Genomic DNA, 16,630 nt, shown 5'->3' with positions numbered 1-16,630 from the left:
AGTAGCGGGAGGGCAGCAACGCGGGCTGCTAGGCGTGGCGAGGCTTCTGCATGCCCTCTTGCTGTGCGGTCTAGAACCTCATTTCCGAGACCGGCTCCGCTGCTTTGTCGCTGCGTAAAGCACTAATTCGGCGAGATTGGATGCGGGTTGGCGACTACCCCCCGTTCTTCCGCGTACTTCGACTCCAAGTCGTCGAGAGCAGCGGCGATCTGGGGCTTTCGTCCGACCACGAGCCAGTAGCGGTAAGCGTAAGTAGACTTGGGGCCTAGCAGCACGCGGGAGATCGGGGCGACGTGAACGCAGGGGCCGTCCTGGGGGCCATCGGACAGCGCCTGACCGTGGGGGCCGAAGTTCCATGTTCCGTCCGAACCCGGGCTAAAAACCGCAACCCCATGGCCCTTCTTGTTGAAGCAAGCGACCGCCTTCTTTGGAGGACGGGCTTTTCCCCAAGGAGGTCCGGGGCTCGCGTTTTCGCGGCGCCATCGGCCCCCACCAAGGTAGCTCTCAAAGCTGTCGAAACCGCGCGTGAAGTAGCATGCTGGAACCTCCTGTGGGATTCTGATGGCGGGGCCCCACGGATCTCCATCATTCCTGCGGCAAATGATTTGGTTGCGGACGACGAGCACATGAGGCATCCCGGGTTCAAAGCTGGTTGCCTGGATCAGGACCGCGGCGGCTTCCTCCGAGGGCATGTCCCAGAGCTTGGGGATCGTTTCGCTTGAAAGCGTGGTGGGGTCGAGCTTCTCGAAGCACGTCACCCGCGCCCAGGAACCAACGCCGCCCCCCTGGATCGGGTTCCATCGCCAGGGGCTCCAGTCTTCGCTCTGACCTTCGTCGGTCCGATCCCTGGGCCGTCCTGCGTAGTAGGACTGCTGGACGAGCCGCCCTGGGTCGTGGAGATTGACGGCGTTCTGTGGGTAGTCTTTCCAGGACAGCCAAGTGATTGCCGCACCCATCGTCCGGTCGATCCCGACCTTCACGGCGCCGTTGTCGATCACTAGCAGGTCTGGCCCATCCTTCTCGGGCGTCGCAGCGATCGCCGCGGTGGCGACCATCAGGGCAATGCAGAAAGTTGTTACGTTTTGCATGAGAGTCTGCCGCTTGGGATTATTCGATACTACCGAACCCGAAACCGCGACGCCAACCTGCCGGCGACCCTACACCAACAGACGCTCATCTTGCAGCGTGCTTTCCATAGTAAAGCGTGCGCCCATGCGCACGTTGCATTCACAAGTTCCATTGACGCGAGAGTTCAACCGGCGAACCCATCGCGTGCAGACGCCGCCCGCCAAGCCCGCGAGCACGACCACGCACGCGGCGGTGGGCTCTGGCACGGCTGTGCCGTCTGGCGTTTGCCCAACCGCGGCTAGCGTCTGGCCAAAGGTGTCGTTCCAGATCTGGTAGTCGGCCGCGTCTACCAGGCCGTTGCCGCTTGCATCCGCGGCCAAGCCGACCCCCGCGTCGCCAAACGCGTCGCGCCACACCGTGTAGTCGGCCGCGTCTACGGCGCCGTCGCCATTCAGATCGCCAGGTAGAGGAACCACCAGGCTGCTGAGCATCGCGAGGTCGTCTGCGTCGAAAAAGTCGTCGCCGGACAAATCGAAACGGGTGAGGTTGAGCGACGCCAGCACGTCCGCGGCCCCGTTGCCGGCGCTGAAGAGCGTGTTCTGCCGTTCGATCGCCGGCTCGCCTCCATCGCCATCGAAATACAACTGAGCCAAGTCGAGGTCAGCCTGGTTCACCAGACCGTCTAGGTTGACGTCGCCGGTCATCGAATTTGGCCGCAGCGACACGTTGTTGAAAACGACGGAGGAGACCAGGTTGGGGGGCGTGGGGCGAACATCCGCCGGGTCAACGCTGCCAGGGAAACCAGGGATCGGGGTCGTGTTCACGTGCGAGAAGAGTACGTTCAACTCTGATGCGGCCAGCAGGTCTGCTCCGGACACCTGCAAGGTCACCTGAGAGGGGTTGTTGTCGAGCGTTGGTGAAGAGGCCCACGCGAAGGCGCTGGCCCGGTCCGTGGCGGCGGCGCCGCCGCCGTCGGTCAGGCCTATCTCTACGACGGCGTTCTCGTGACCACCGCCGGGCCCCTGGCCCGTGTTCTGCTTCACGGTGAAGTCTACCGTGAGGGTGTAGTTTGTCCTCGGGGTAATCGAACCGGATTCGAGACGGATCTCCTGCACGAGGCCATGGTCGTAGCCGCCGCCGGAATCCGAAAGGTAATCTCCCGGCCCAACCAGCCACACCGCGTCGAGGTAGTAGGTGCCGTCAAGTTCACCGACGCCGTCCACGACGCCGACATTCCCTACCGCGGCTTCCAGCGCTTCGGCATTCCGCGAGAAGTGGGTCCAGTGGTCGATGTCTGCATTGCTGCCGGTAAACGGAGCGAAGTCGTTGAACGATCCACCCACCCGGACGTCCTTGGTCTGGTGACCAACGGTGTTGGTCGCGTAGTTGCTAACGCTGTTGAAATCCCCGTTCTTGATCAACTCGGGCCGGGGTATTTCTGGGAAGGGCTGAACCGCGTTGCTTCGGCCCAGCCTGACATTGTCTAGGGAGAACCGCGTGCCGTTGGAGCTGGAATCGTTGATGGGGTCGATACGAACGCGGCCGTAGGTCTCTCCCCAACCCACATCGGTCGGCACGCGTTGAATCGTGTAGGTATGGTACAGGCCGTCCGTCGGGAGCTCGGGCGCCAAGTGGCCGCCTTGCGTTCCGGCGCCATCGTTCACGAAGAACGCAGCACGCGCGTTAGGGCCCCCATCGAGCAAGAATTGGTCACCACGGTGGGTCGTGCCGAGCGTCGCTGGAAGCGCGTCGAAACGCAGGTCGAACCGCACGATGTCGAACTGGCCGGGAAGGTTGCCGACCGTTAACTGGGTGGGAACTCCGGGGAGCGTTGACAAGCCCAAGTCGAGGTAGACCTGCGCGTCGCCGCCGCTGGTGGGGCCATTGTTCCGTAGCTGCACACCATCCGAACTAAGTCCACCCGCGTGCCCGTTTGCGGCCTCGGTCCAGCCCTGACGCGTTGCGTCGTCGAAGTCCCCGATGACAATCGTGTCGAAGAGGGTCGGACCGCCATCTAGGGTCGTCGTTGCCCCGTGTGCGGCGGCGCTCCCCAGCGCCATCGACAGACAGCCAAGCGCCGCTGCGGAAGCCGGGCGCCATCGGAGGCAGTCGCGGCGCCGCCACACAGCCGCAGCGATGGCGACCCACGCAAGCAGAACGCCCGCCGCGGGCTCGGGCACGGCGGCGCCGTGCGCCGCGGGCCCGACGCCGAAGTTCTGCCTCCAGACGTGGTAGTCGAGACCATCGACCACAAAGTCGCGGTTGCCATCGGCCCAGAGATCGCGCTGCGAGCCGGACGCGTCGCGCCACACGGTGTAGTCGGCAGCATCGACGGCGCCGTCGCCGTTGTAGTCACCCGGCCGCCTTGGGGTTCCTTCCAGGCGGTAGATCGTGTCATTCGCCTTGCTGATTACGAAGACGTCGCCGTGGGCGTCCTGACCGAAGCGGAAATTTGCCCTCCCCCCGGCGCCCACGCCCACGATCTGGCCCAGCGTCCTCGGTTGCCCCGCGGCGTTCTCAAGCGGCAGCCGGAATACGGCGGCCGGGTCTTGGTCGTTGGTCAATGTGCTTGCGTCTGAGTAGTAGATCGCGTCGCTCGCCATGTCGCCGAACAGGTACAGACCGGAGAGCTCTTCCGCCAATGTCCCGCGGTAGACCGAGCCCCCCACAACTGCTGCAATCTTATTATTCCCAGAGCCCCCGTTCTTGTGGTCGAACTGCGCGACGGGGTAGGTGAACCCGTCCGCAACACGCGACAGCACCGTTTGGTTCGAGCCGGTGGGGTCGGCGTCGGTCTGGACGAAGAGCGTCTGGGACGAATCCAGAAGGACCTCCCGCAGGCTGTCGTCGACGGCAGTACTCCCCTTGACCTGGTCGGTGAACACGTAGACCCCTTCACGTGTGCCGTAGCCGTAATTGGCGCCGGGCTCGATCAGGTTGACCTCCTCGACGTTGCTCTGGCCCATGTCCGCCGCGAACAGCCGTCCGTCGCGGGGGTCGAAGCCGAGCGTTTGCGGGTGGCGGAAGCCGTAAGCGTAGATCTCGTCCAACGCGCCATCGCCGGAACCCACGAATGGGTTGTCCGACGGGATGGTGAATTGCTCGCCGTCGCTCTGCAGCGGGTTGATTCTGACGATGGACCCCAGGGGGGTGTCCGTGCCCTGGACACGGTTGAAGTTTACGACGTTGTCGCTGTTGGCGGAGCCGGCGTCGCCGTAGGTGAGGTACAGGTTGCCGTAGTCTGCGTCTCCCGGCCTGGCGGCCGGATTGAAGGCAATTTGCTGGACCGGGTGACGGCCGAACGGGAACTGCACACGGTACACGTCGCGGCCGGAATCCGGATTGACCCGACCCGTTTGTGGGTCCACGGACCATTCCACCAGGGCGCTGTCGATCTTTGTGCCGTCGGTGTCCCAGTCAGGATTGAGCGCGTGGTCCGGAGTCGCGGAGCCAAAATTCTCTGCGTGTGCGGTAAAGAGTTTCCCAAAGCCCGCGGCCCCCGGCTCGGCGAAGTCGGGGTGGAAGGCGATCCCCCGCAGCCCGGCACTGACGGAGAGCGGGTTGTTGACCGCCTTGAATCGCGTGGCCAGCGCGGCGCTGAGGTCCAGGAACGCCGTCGCCTCTCGGTTGCCCTGCTGGTCGTACCGCCAGACCTGCCCCTCGCGCGTGGCGAAGTAGAGGTCCGACCCTTGGTAGGCCATCTGCTGGACGTCGCCGGGAACGCTCCCCCACGGAACGGCCCGCACCGCTAGCGAGCTATCGCCGGGGGCCACCGGCCCTAGGTCCACGACATTTGGGTTTCTGGCGAATGCCCCCAGCGTTGTCAGTAAAAGCAGGGCTGCCGCCAACGATCGAAGGTGGTGCATGCTGCGTCTGGCCGTCTAAGGCGGCAGGTGTATGGTTTTTGATCCGTTTCAATCGACACCCATGCCCGGAAAGCGGCAACTCGTAAGCGGCGTTCGCCGACCAACACCCCGTTGCCCACCGCCTTTGCCCGCGTCTTGAACGTCACCTACGCGGCGGTCGTCGCGATCACTCGGACCGTGCTCTGCCCCTCTGTTTGGATCCCGCCTGCTTGGATGCTGCGTGCGGCGGTCTGCGGCATTGAGGGCGTGGGCCGCGGTTACTTGTTGCTCGACAATTCGAAGTTGCAATCGCCTAGCCCGGAGCTGGGCACCTCCACGCTCAGCTCGGATTGCCGGTTGTAACGCGCGGGCACCCGCTCTTCGGCGATGACAACGACGCTCGACGAGTCCCCCTCGGCCGCTTTCTTGCGGAAGGTGGAGATGCTGACGCGATGCGTTCCGACAACGGCGCCCTCGTACCCGTCGTACGTCTCAAGCTGGTAGCGGCCGTCGGGACCGGTCTCGCCGACCGACGGCCGCCCGGCGAGGATGCCCCCCTCCGACGCACGGGGCTGAAAGGTGACAAGTGCGCCCGCGAGCGGCTCGCCCCCAAGCGTGACGGTCCCCGCGACCGGAGCGACAGCAAAGTCGGGTTTCGAGCACCCCGCCGACAACCCGACGGCGAGCAAGGCAACCACAACCGGTGCGGTGCGGGCCAGAGCGTGGCGGAGCATTGGGGACGGCGTCATTATAGGTTGGCCTCCACAATCTCTTCTCCCCCGAAAGTCGCGAGCGCCTTCCAGACGATCGGATCGATCTCGGGCTGCACGATGGCCACGTGCCCATCGGCGAATGTCGACACCAGCACGCCCGCCGCGTGGAGGCTGGCGAACGAGCGCCGGCAGTCCCCCCCGACCTCGTTGCCCGAGCCGGGGTGCATCTCGACGCACTTGTTGTAGTCGGCCAAACCCCGGGTGACGAAATGGTGCTGCACTTCGCTAAGCGTCGCGTTCGTAAACGGCAGCCCCCACCTGGTGGGCAGAGTTCCACTGATCGTGTGGTACTCGCTGATAAGCAGCGTCTTGCTTGTGCCGTCGGTGACCTGCCTCATCTGGACGGGCTTGACCCCTTGGATCCCCGACACCGAGTAGATGCCTCGTGTGTTCTTACGGCTAACGTTGGATTGGGCGTTGTCCCCGAACTCATCGGTCACCAGATTCAGCCCCGACCCATTGAGGTAGCCTCCTTTTCTCAAGGACCAGGGGTACCCCCAGTAGTGGGCCGCGTTCCACTCCTTCCTCCCGCTAACCCCCCGATACGAGCCCACCGCCTCTTGGCCCGTGTAGTCGGCGGACCCTGTGTCCGAGGGGCAGCGATAGGCTTCGACGACGGTGAACGAGTTCTTGTGATTGGACGAGCCCCCGCGGACCACCGACGTCGTGCTCGCGGCGCCGTTCCCGTTGGAAAAGTCGTACTGGTCGTAGAGCGCCTGCAGCTCCATGTAAGGGAGCGTTAGGATGGCCCAGTTCCCCTTCGAACGGGCGGCTGCCCCCGCTGCGGTCCACCCCACCTCCGGGATGAGCTCGCCCGTGTCGTCGGGCCAGACCTCGACCCCGGACGGATACGCCTTGCGCGAGCTCTCGTAGTTGAGTGCGGCCAGCCCACACTGCTTGAGGTTGTTCATGCACTGCGACCGCCGCGCCGCTTCGCGCGCCGCTTGCACCGCCGGCAGCAGCAGCGCCACCAGGATGCCGATGATAGCGATCACAACAAGCAGCTCGACGAGCGTAAAGCCGCGAGCGGCCGCTGCCCGAGGCCGCCGCGATCGGTCGGTCCGAGCCCAATGCAGCGGATCGACTCGCACCCGACCCGTGGTATGCATGCTACCTCCTTCTAGGTTAGGGCGACTTGCGCCCGCGGCCGGCTTGGGTTTAGGCGGCAGGCCCCGTCCTTCCCGAGGGGGCTTTGACGCCGACAACGGTGAGCAGAGCGGAGCGGCGCTGCCCCGCCGCTCCGCTCGCGTCACACGGCCCGGGGCCGCGTCGTGACGCGTCAACGCACGCGGCGCGCTACTGCCGCCGCAGCACACGCCAGGAGCAACATGCCGACGGTAGCCGGTTCCGGCACGGCGGCAGTCGAGGCGCTCAGGCCCGACACCGCGGGCGAGCCGAAGTTGTTCTTCCAAATCGTGTAGTCGCCGGGGTCTACCGATCCGGAGTTGTCGCCGGTGCCGGGCGGCAGCACGGACTCGGGTGCATTGAGATTGTCGCGCCAGACGGTGTAGTCAGCGGCATTTACGAAGCCGTCGCTATTGAAGTCGCCGGGCAGGCCGGCGCCGTTGGCCAGCGCGGCGATCGCCGCGACGTCGGCGGCGTCGAAGAAGTCATTGCCGGTCAGGTCGAAGTCTGTGAGGTTCAGCCCCGCCAGCACTGCCGCCGCCGCGTTCCCAGCCGCGGTCAGCGTGTTCTGGCGGACCGCGGCGGTGGCGCCGCCGTCGCCGTCGAGGTAGAGCTGGGCGACATCGACGTCGGCTTGGTCGACCACGCCGTCCTTGTTCACGTCACCCGCCGGAAAGACGTTTGGGGAGATGAGGGAGAGGTTATCGATCATCACCTGCGACACGATGGCGGTACTCGAAACGTCGCCGCTGGCGACACTCCCCGGAAAGCCGGGGATCGCCGCCAGATTGCGCGTCTGGAAGAAGACGTTGACCTGCCCGCTGCTTTGGGCGGCGAGCAGATCGGCGCCGCTGACCATGAGGGTGTTCGTGGTCTTGGCATTGGGCACTGTTGAAAAGTCCGTGACGTCGAGCAACGAGCCCGCAATCGCGTTGGCCGGGTTCGTGGCGTCCGCGCCGGTCCCAACGGTCAGCCCGATCTGAAAGGAGGCCTGGCTCTGGTTGGTGCCCGCGTTCTGCCCCAGATCAAACGAGAATTCATAGGTCGCGGCAGGGTCGATCGTCACCCCGCTGAGGATGTTTTCCTGGACGAGACCGTTGAGGTAGCCCATCGCAGAATTCAACGTGACATCGCCGCCGGCGACACGGCGGTGCGTGTCGAGGTAGAAAGATCCGTTCAGCTCTCCGCCGTTGACCGCGGGGACTAGGTTATTTGGGTCGTCGAAGTGAACACCCCAGTTGTCTACCGTGACCGTTTGCCCCTGGAACAAAGTGAAGTTGCCGTTGGAGCCGTTGATATTCCAAGCTCCAGTAGCGGTTGGAGGCGTGGGATCGGTGAGGGCGTCGAAGCCGCCGTTGGCGATCAAGTTGGGCGGCACGGGTTCGACGAACGCGGGGAAGGCCTGCACGTCGTTGGAGCGGGCCAGCTTGACGTCGTCGATGGAGAACAGCGTGCCGACCGCGTCGGACGTGTTGATCGGGTCGATGCGCACCACGCTGTAGCTGCTGCCCCAGCCGGCGTCGGTGGGGGCGCGCTGGATGGTGTAGGTGTGGTAGGCGCCGTCCGTCTGGAGCTCTGGGACCGTATCGACGCCCTGTATCCCGGTCCCGTTGTTGACATAGAACGGTTCTCGTGCGTTCGGCCCTCCGGTGAGAAAGAACTGGTCGCCAGCAACGGCAGTGTTCGCGATGGCAGCGGCGGGCAACGTGTCGAAGCGTAGGCGAAACTGCACGATGTCGTACTGTCCCGGGAGGCTTCCGAGGGTCACCGTAGAAGGGACGCCCGGGAGGGTCGAGTTATTCAGGTTGAGCGAGACCGTGGGATCGCCTCCGCTGACAGGGTCGTTGTTCTGCAGCTCCGTGCCGGGCAGGAATACCCCTCCCCCCAACGGATTGATGGTCCACCCTTGCGCGGTCCCGTCGTTGAAATCACCAATGTTGATGACTTCGAACAGCGTCGGGCTGCCGTCGAGCGTCGTGGTCGAGGCGTCGACGCTGGAGATGGCTAATATGCCGAAGAAAACTCCCGGAACTAGCAAGCGTCTTAGTTCAATCATCGGTTGATTCCTTAATGGTGACTGTCGATAACAAGTGGTCGCGAATAGAACTTGAAAACGGAGGTCGCGGTGCGACGAAGGCCAAGGCCGCCAGTTTATCTGGCGCCGCAGACTAGGGAGTTGAGAATTGGCGGCAGAGAAGTGGGGAGTAGGATACGCGTCAGAGAAGACCGTGTCACCCTATTTCCGTGCGATAGGTCGGTTTTGCCCCTCGCGAAATCAACTTTTTCTTAGAATCATCTCGTGGCTCGCCGCTAGCTCCGCCGGAGCCGCCCACGAAGAACATGCTCACTCCAGTGGGTCGGCTTTGCCGGTTGCGTACGGATACGCCGTTCGGGGGGTGCGCGGCGCCGCCGGTTTGGGGACTCTTCCCAAGATCGCCGCGGCGCTACGGGCATTCAACGCAACGCAAGCATCGCACCGGAGGATTGACCCAACGGGGTCGCAAGAATTTGCAAGAATAGAGGGGGTATATTCCCCCCGAGGCCCGGATACTAGTGACCGGTAAGACAAGCCGGAGATAGTGCGGCGAGGACGGCCGGCCCGGAAGAACGTTCGGTCCGCCAACGCCGGCGGAAAACTGCACCGCGGGGTTTGGATGGAAGCATCACTCAAGGCAGCCGATGAGTTTGTGCGGCTCTTCTCGTTGAACGAGAAGACGGTGCGGCGCTACGCCATGTCGCTGCTGGCCGACTGGAGCGCCGTCGATGATGTGATGCAAAACGCGTCGATAGCGATGCTCCGAAAATTCGACGAGTACGACCCAGCGCAGCCCTTTGCCGGTTGGGCGTGCCGCTTCGCCTACTATGAAGTACTGGAGTGGAGACGGCGCGCAGCGAAGCGGAGGTGCTTCTCCCTCTCAACTATCGAGCTGCTGGCAGACAGGCCTGCGGAGTTCCCTAGGGAGGCCGAGTCGCGGCTCAATTCGTTGAGGCAGTGCATGGCGAAGCTAAGCGAGCCGGACGTGGAGCTCATTAAGTTGAGATATGCGACGAGCCGGAGCGTTCGGGAAGTGGCCAGCACCATGGGAGTGACGGCGAAGAACCTGTACAAGAAACTGGCAAGAATCCGCCGGAACCTGCTCGCGTGTATTGAGAACACCGCTACGCGGGAGGAGGCTGCCGGATGAAGCACTCCGATCCTCATGGCGCTGAGCTCGTTGACCTGTTTTCCGCTTTGGAAGCGGACTTGCTAACCGATGAGCAATGCGCTCGGCTAGACGCACTGCTTGCCGGCAGTGACGAAGCCCGTTCTCTCTACCGCAAGTTTATCGCGCTGCACGACGATCTATACCGGATGCCACTTGCCGACTTGGAGAGGCTTGGGTCCGCCGATGTAGCGTGTGTGCCGGACCAAGCGGTGGCGACCAAGGGGCATTCAATCTCTTCAAGAACCTTGATGGTCGTTGTCGGGGGGCTAGCCGCGAGTATCGCGGCGGCATGGTTCAGTTTCGGTAGCAGTACTACGGCTCTACCCGCATTGAGCGAGTCGTCGCCGCCTGGAGAAGACCCGTCTCGGCGGCAGCGGTACGTCGCTTCTTTGGTTGGTGCGACCGACGCAGAGTGGTCCTCCCCTGCCGAAGGTCGATCGGTCGGCGGCCGACTAGCGGCGGGCGTGCTTCAGTTGGAGTCTGGGTCGGCTACCATTCGCTTCGACTCTGGTGGTTCGTTGTCTCTGATCGGACCCGCCCGTTTGATCATCACAGGGGACTCCTCCGCCACCCTGGAGAAGGGGCAAGTGGTGTTTCGAAGCGACGGCTCTGGCCTGCATTTTGCCCTCAGCACCCCGAATTCTGAGCTGATGCATTTTGGCACCGAGTACGCCGTGCTGGTTGCAGGCACCCACGAAGAGATCCACGTGCTGGAGGGCGAAGTGCATCGGTTGCTTGACAGCCAAGCGGTTGATCATCTTGAGTCAGGTCAGGCAAAGCTGTTCACGGGTCGGGCTGCTTCTGAGGTGCAACTCTCGACGACGTTTTTCGATCGCACCGAGGCGACAACCGAGGACACCCACCCTCGCGTCTACGACGAAAACGAGCTGATAGCGGTGGAGCCCTTCGACTACGATCACGAAAAGCCTATTGCTGGACAGACCGCCAGCGGCGCCGGCTGGAAGCGTGTCTGGACGATCGACGGACTACCGCCCCAATTCGAAGCAAAGCAAACCGTCGACACTGATCCCGCACTCTCAACATGGGGGACGCACCTACGGTGCGACTCTGTCTTTGAGGCTTATCGCGATCTGGAGCGTCCGCTGCGGATGGACAGAGACGGAATCTACTTTCTGAGTTGCAAGTTCCGTTTCTCCGCCACCGACCCAACGAAGAAGAGCCGCGCAGCGACAAGTGTGGTGCTTGTGCTGAGGCAGCCTGGCACGCCCGATACCCCGCACTATCAAGAGGGTTTGCGTTTTGTGGCGTGCTCGTCGTTCTTAGTCGCCAGTCGTCGCAATCAATTTTCCCGTCTCGAGTATCAGCTCGACGCGGACACCACCTACTGTTTGGTTGGAAAGATCATCAGCAACCGCGACGGCCCCGATCAGCTTCTTGCTAGGGTCGTGACGGAAGACGAACTGTCGAGTGCTAGAGAGCCCGACTCCTGGTCGGTTGTAAGTCCAGAGTTTTTCACCGACGAATGGATGGAGCGTCTTACTTTGAGGGTTACTTCCGACCACGCCACAACGGCGGTTGACGACATCGTCGTCGGAGAGACCTGGGAGGCGGTAACTTCACGAGATCGCCGCTAATCGTCATGAGTCGCAACCTAGTCTCGAGAGCGTCTCTTGCTTAGCCAACCGTAGCGGCGGAAATATGCTTGGGGACCCCCTTGCCAAAATCTGCGCGTTCAAGCGCGGGGTGGACCGTGACAGCCGCCTGCTATCGCTGTAGTCCCGTGCCAACCGTTGCTCTGGGGATCCTCCTGCCGTGGTCTGTCCCCCGTGTAGCGGCTCACGAGACGGCTGGCGCCGCACTAGCCGAGCCAGCGGGGCGGCTAGGTGCGTACCCTGCGTGGCAAGGGACTCTGCCCCCATGGCGGTCGCCGGAACTCCATTGCACCGACGCCGCCGTACGGCCTTCCAGGTCTTTTCGGACATGGGGCTTCTGGGGTTCGATCTCACGTCACCCACGGTTGGCCAGAGCCGATTTCAGACAGGCAGCTAGGCAAGACTTCTGCCTCGCTCGCGGCGCCCACTGCGGATTAACCAAACTCGTACGCTGAGAACCAATGATCAACCGCCTCATCCAATCTGTCGCCGTGCTGTGTGTCGTCTCCGTCCACGTATCGCAAGGGGAGATCGTTGTCACCCGGCAACGCTGTGAGTATCGAATCGACCCGCTCGGCATTGACGACCTGCATCCACGCTTGAGCTGGGCTATCGAGTCCAGCACACGGGGAGCAAAGCAAACGGCCTACCAGGTGTTGGCCTCATCGACGCAGGACCAGCTCGATGCTGACCAGGGAGACCTATGGGATTCGGGTAAAGTCGCGTCCAGTCGGACGATCCACGTTCCCTACGAGGGGGAGCCGCTGGGGTCGGGGGAGCAGTGTTTCTGGAAGGTACGCGCGTGGGACCGCGACGGCAGGCCGTCGGAATGGAGCCCCGCCGCCCAATGGTCCATGGGCTTGCTGGATGAATCGGAATGGGCGGCCAGTTACATCAGCTACCGCGACCAGACGCCAGTCTTTAAGAATCGCGACGAGCTGTTCCTGCCCCCCGCGCGACAATACCGTAGGGAGTTTGCAATCGAGAAGCCCATTCGACGCGCCATGGTCTACGCCACGGCGCTCGGCATCTATGAACTGCACCTCAACGGACAGCAGGTCGGTGATGCGTATTTCGCGCCGGGCTGGACCGACTACCATCAGCGGGCGTACTACCAGACCTATGATGTCACTGACTTAATCCGAAGCGAAGGCAACGCGATCGGTATTTGGGTCGCCGACGGGTGGTACAGCGGCTACGTCGGCTTCGGCTTATTGACGGGCATCGGGACCGAGCAGATCGGCCGCTACACCTACGGCAAGACTCCGTCGGTCATGGCGCAGATTGAAATCGAGTATGAAGACGGCACGCGGGAGACCATCGGCACCGACAAGACCTGGCGCGTAACCGGAGACGGCCCCATCCGCGAGGCCGACTTCCTGATGGGCGAGTACTACGATGCTACGAGGGAAACCCCTGGATGGACCGAGCCCGGCTACGATGACAGCGACTGGGGCGCCTCCATCCTTGCCGAAGAGAATGGCGACCCAGTGGCCGACTTTTACGAGTACCAGAATCCAAACGACCCCAGAACGGGTCCCGAGAAGGCGTCGCGGCCGAAGAACTTGGGCTTCCAGCGGCCGAAACTCGAAGCCTTCCCGGGCGTGCCTGTGCGCATGACCCAGGAAATCCCCTGCCAGAGCGTCACCAGACGAAGTCCGGGCAGATACATCTTCGACCTGGGGCAGAACTTCGCGGGAACCTATCGCCTCCGCATTTCTGGGCCGAAGGGTCACCGCGTGCGGCTTAGATTCGGCGAGATGTTGCACCCAGACGGCCGGCTGATGACCGAGAACCTCCGCAAAGCCCGCGCGCACGATCATTACATCTGCAAGGGCGATCCAGCCGGCGAAGAGTTTTCGCCCAGGTTTACCTTCCACGGCTTCCGCTACGTGGAGGTGAGTGACTTCCCTGGTGAGCCTAACAGGGACACGATCACCGGGCTTGTGCTGCACAGCGACACGCCCGGCGGGAGCGCTTTCGAGTGTTCCGACCCGACGATCAACCGATTGTTCAAGAACATCGTCTGGACGCAGCGGGCAAACTTCATCGATTTGCCGACCGATTGCCCTCAACGCGACGAGCGGATGGGATGGACCGGCGACGCTCAGGTCTACATCGGCTCCGCGACGATCAACGCCGATGTCGCCGCGTTCTTCACCAAGTGGCTCCGCGAGTTAATGGAGGCGCAGCGGGAGAATGGCGTGTTCCCCGGTTACGCGCCCTTCCCCTTTCAGCACGGGCACGACTTTGGCTCTGCGTGGTGCGACGCAGGAGTTGTCTGTCCCTGGACCATCTGGCAGGCGTACGGCGACACGCGAGTGATAGAGGAGTGCTGGGCGCCGATGACGCAGTTCATGGACTGGCGAAAGCGGACCAGCCAGGGGTACCTAGGCGTCGAACACGGCAACCCCTGGGGGGACTGGTTGTCGCAGGGCGAAGAAACCCCGTTGGCGTTTATCGATACGGCTTACTTCGCCGTCTCGACGCGGATGATGGCAGAAATGGCGGATGCGATCGGCCTGCATGACGAGGCCGAGCAGTACCGCCAGCTCCTCGGAAACATAGAAAGAGCGTTCGCTGAGCGGTATGTTTTGCCCGAGGGCCGACTTTCTGTCGACACACAGACGGCCTACGCGCTGGCCGTCTACGCGAGGCTAATCCCGCACAGCCAGCGTGCCGCTCTGGGCGATCGGCTTGCGCAGAAGATCACTTCGAACCAAAACCGGATGTCGACCGGTTTCCTCGGCACCTACTCGCTGCTGCCGGCCCTGACGAAAACGGGTCACCACGATCTGGCGACGTTCCTGCTACAAAGCCACGAATTCCCGTCGTGGGGATACGAAATCGACCAGGGCGCGACCACGATCTGGGAACGCTGGGATAGCTACACGCTAGAAGACGGGTTTGGACGACACAACGCGGCCATGAACTCCTTTTCTCATTATGCGTTCGGTGCGGTGTGCGAATGGATGTTCCAGGAAGTCGCCGGCATCCGCCCAGGCAAGCCGGGCTACGAGCACATCATTATCCAACCCAATCCGCCATCGCCCAGCAGCAATGCGGAGCGCCCTCCCATTCATTGGGTGAGGGCATCGCAGGAATCGATCCGAGGAACGATCGCAAGCGAGTGGAGACTGGAAGATGGCGGGTTTGAGTTGATCGTCAGCATCCCGGCGAACACGACTGCGACTGTGGTGATCCCAACCGCTCACGCCGGACGCATCACGGAAAGCGACATGCCGTTGAACGAGGTCGAAGGCGTGCGGCTGCTCCGCACTGAGCCGGAACGAGCCTTCCTGTCGGTGCGTTCCGGCGCCTACCGCTTCCAGGCGCCTAGCAGCACAACATCTGCCCCTGAGGCGCTGAGCACTTCTCGTTCTCAAACACTTCCACTAGCAGTCGAGGCGGCATCCGATACAACCGACGCCGTCTACCAAGAAAAATGACCAGACTCATGAGAACGTCACTCGTTGTGCTTCCCGGCAGTTGCCGGCCGCAGAGCGGTCGCGGCCGAACGCCAGGACAGCGACTCGTGTCCTAATCAGCTCTAGCGGTCGGCAAGGTCCAATGCGCAGAAATATCGGCGCCGCGCTAGCGGTGGGCTTCTTCACGGATCGCGCTTCGGCAGGGGCACAAGCAGCTAAGGCTAGCGAGCCGTTTCGTTGACGTTGGTCGTTGGCTCATGTCAATCCAACTAGGCGATGTGTCCCTGTCGGCGACTCGTTGCCGGCCGGTCAATCGTTGGTCTAGAGTCCTCGCATGGCGCCCGTCGCGCTTCTGAACGTATCCGTCTCGATGCCGAATTGCTGCAGCATGCTGACGAACAAGTTAGACAGTGGGTAGTTGTTCTGGCGGTTGAACGCCATGTGCTGGCCATGGCGGAAGCCCCCGCCCGCCAGCAATACCGGCAGGTTGTCGGTCGTGTGCTTGTTCGCGTCACCCATGTTGCTGCCGTAGAGCACCATCGTGTTGTCTAGCAGCGTCCCGGTAGGCTCGGAAACGCGGCTGAGATCGCTCAACAACTCGGCAAGCAAATCCATATGCGCCGTGTCGATCGCCTGAAGCTGCCGCAGCTTAACCTCGCTGCGCCCGTGATGAGAGAGGTTGTGATAGCCGTCAGTGATGTTCGCTCCATCAAGGGAAAGCGTGGGAGAGTTGTTGCTGTCGAGCAGGAGGGTGATCGCCCGGGTCGAGTCGGTCTCAAACGCGAGCCGCGACATCTGGTACATCAGCCGCGTCTTCTCCACGTACTGGCTTGGATCGGCGGGGTCGACCGGCGCCGTAGTCGAAGGCTTCGGTTTAGGCTTCTTCTCCCACTGTTGGAGTTCGGTCAAGCGTCGCTCGACGTCCCGGACGGCCGTGGTGTACTGGTCCATCCGGATGCGATCGGCGGCGTTCAAGCGACGTTGGAACGAGTGAGCCTGATCGCGAAGCACGTCCATGATACTGTGCCCAAGCTTGAGCCTGCGTGACTGCTCCTCCAGTTCTTTCTGCGAGCCCCGTAGGAACAGCTGAGCATAAACGCTCGAAGCGCTGTCCTCGCACGGAATCAGCACCCCGCCGTCGGTCCAAGAAAGGCTGCGCCGGCCGGCTTTCACGTTGACGCCCAAGGTCAATGACGGGAAGCGGGTCAGGCGACCAACGTGCCCGGCGACAACCTGGTCGAGCGAGATCGAATTGCGAAATCCTCCGCTGCCAGGGTGCGGAGCGGCCGTCAAGAACGAAACGTCCGAGGCGTGAGAACCATCTACGCCGGGGTGCGAGGTCCCGCTGCAGACAGTGAGGCGCCGGCGGTATTCCGCCAGGCTGCTCAGATAGGGGGAAAGCTCGTAGTCAAACCCGGCTTGGTCCGGAAAGAACTTGTCGGGGAGTAAGCCAAGGTTGTTGCAAACCGCGAGCATCCGCTTGGGCGCAGGGGCCACGACCTCAGAAGAAGCCAATGCGGGCTGCATCGCCTCTAGTGACGGGAGAGCCAAACCCACGCCAGCGGCCCTCAG

Annotated in this window: 9 protein-coding genes; 3 read left to right on the top strand and 6 right to left on the bottom strand. The window is 62.9% G+C overall.

The annotated features are described in order from the left end of the window. Window positions 1-122: 122 nt before the first annotated feature. The 5 genes from Pla175_RS20885 to Pla175_RS20865 all read right to left on the bottom strand — a co-directional run bounded on the left by Pla175_RS20885 (window position 123) and on the right by Pla175_RS20865 (window position 8,867). Entirely contained in the window at window positions 123-1,088 is a 966-nt protein-coding gene (locus Pla175_RS20885; RefSeq protein WP_231954001.1) for a hypothetical protein, read from the bottom strand. 69 nt (window positions 1,089-1,157) lie between these two features. Continuing rightward, a complete protein-coding gene (locus Pla175_RS20880; RefSeq protein ID WP_197527028.1) occupies window positions 1,158-4,841 on the bottom strand; it encodes a PQQ-dependent sugar dehydrogenase in 3,684 nt (1,227 codons plus the stop codon). A gap of 350 nt (window positions 4,842-5,191) precedes the next feature. After that, window positions 5,192-5,662 carry a carboxypeptidase regulatory-like domain-containing protein gene (locus Pla175_RS20875; protein WP_145290071.1) on the bottom strand — a complete coding sequence of 157 codons (471 nt, stop codon included), beginning with the start codon at window positions 5,660-5,662 and terminating at the stop codon, window positions 5,192-5,194. Then, window positions 5,662-6,795: a DUF1559 domain-containing protein gene (locus Pla175_RS20870; protein WP_145290067.1), complete on the bottom strand. Its 1,134-nt coding sequence runs from the start codon at window positions 6,793-6,795 to the stop codon at window positions 5,662-5,664. Before Pla175_RS20870 ends, Pla175_RS20875 begins: the two co-directional genes overlap by 1 nt. Window positions 6,796-6,965: 170 nt before the next feature. Continuing rightward, window positions 6,966-8,867: a PEP-CTERM sorting domain-containing protein gene (locus Pla175_RS20865; protein WP_145290064.1), complete on the bottom strand. Its 1,902-nt coding sequence runs from the start codon at window positions 8,865-8,867 to the stop codon at window positions 6,966-6,968. Between the two features lie 598 nt (window positions 8,868-9,465). Here Pla175_RS20865 and Pla175_RS20860 point away from each other — a divergent pair. The 3 genes from Pla175_RS20860 to Pla175_RS20850 all read left to right on the top strand — a co-directional run bounded on the left by Pla175_RS20860 (window position 9,466) and on the right by Pla175_RS20850 (window position 15,079). Beyond that, entirely contained in the window at window positions 9,466-9,996 is a 531-nt protein-coding gene (locus Pla175_RS20860; RefSeq protein WP_145290061.1) for a sigma-70 family RNA polymerase sigma factor, read from the top strand. After that, complete coding sequence (locus tag Pla175_RS20855; RefSeq protein WP_145290058.1) at window positions 9,993-11,612, top strand: hypothetical protein; 1,620 nt, start codon at window positions 9,993-9,995, stop codon at window positions 11,610-11,612. The genes Pla175_RS20860 and Pla175_RS20855 overlap by 4 nt, the downstream gene beginning before the upstream one ends. Before the next feature lie 479 nt (window positions 11,613-12,091). After that, window positions 12,092-15,079, top strand: coding sequence for a glycoside hydrolase family 78 protein (locus tag Pla175_RS20850; protein WP_145290055.1), 2,988 nt, complete (start codon window positions 12,092-12,094; stop codon window positions 15,077-15,079). A 300-nt stretch (window positions 15,080-15,379) separates the two neighbouring features. Here Pla175_RS20850 and Pla175_RS20845 read toward each other — a convergent pair whose 3' ends face one another. After that, complete coding sequence (locus Pla175_RS20845; protein WP_197527027.1) at window positions 15,380-16,534, bottom strand: DUF1552 domain-containing protein; 1,155 nt, start codon at window positions 16,532-16,534, stop codon at window positions 15,380-15,382. Window positions 16,535-16,630 lie beyond the last annotated feature (96 nt).

Source organism: Pirellulimonas nuda, assembly GCF_007750855.1.
GTDB classification, from domain to species: Bacteria; Planctomycetota; Planctomycetia; order Pirellulales; family Lacipirellulaceae; genus Pirellulimonas; species Pirellulimonas nuda.
The sequence above is the reverse complement of the archived record's forward strand: the minus strand, read 5'-3'. Positions and strand labels throughout refer to the sequence as shown.

What these genes read in the sequence shown, in the direction of transcription:
- Pla175_RS20885 (WP_231954001.1), bottom strand. Translation starts at nt 1,088, where the DNA reads ATGCAAAACGTAACAACTTTCTGCATTGCCCTGATGGTCGCCACCGCG.
- Pla175_RS20860 (WP_145290061.1), top strand. Translation starts at nt 9,466, where the DNA reads ATGGAAGCATCACTCAAGGCAGCCGATGAGTTTGTGCGGCTCTTCTCG.
- Pla175_RS20875 (WP_145290071.1), bottom strand. Translation starts at nt 5,662, where the DNA reads ATGACGCCGTCCCCAATGCTCCGCCACGCTCTGGCCCGCACCGCACCG.
- Pla175_RS20870 (WP_145290067.1), bottom strand. Translation starts at nt 6,795, where the DNA reads ATGCATACCACGGGTCGGGTGCGAGTCGATCCGCTGCATTGGGCTCGG.
- Pla175_RS20845 (WP_197527027.1), bottom strand. Translation starts at nt 16,534, where the DNA reads ATGCTCGCGGTTTGCAACAACCTTGGCTTACTCCCCGACAAGTTCTTT.
- Pla175_RS20850 (WP_145290055.1), top strand. Translation starts at nt 12,092, where the DNA reads ATGATCAACCGCCTCATCCAATCTGTCGCCGTGCTGTGTGTCGTCTCC.
- Pla175_RS20855 (WP_145290058.1), top strand. Translation starts at nt 9,993, where the DNA reads ATGAAGCACTCCGATCCTCATGGCGCTGAGCTCGTTGACCTGTTTTCC.
- Pla175_RS20865 (WP_145290064.1), bottom strand. Translation starts at nt 8,867, where the DNA reads ATGATTGAACTAAGACGCTTGCTAGTTCCGGGAGTTTTCTTCGGCATA.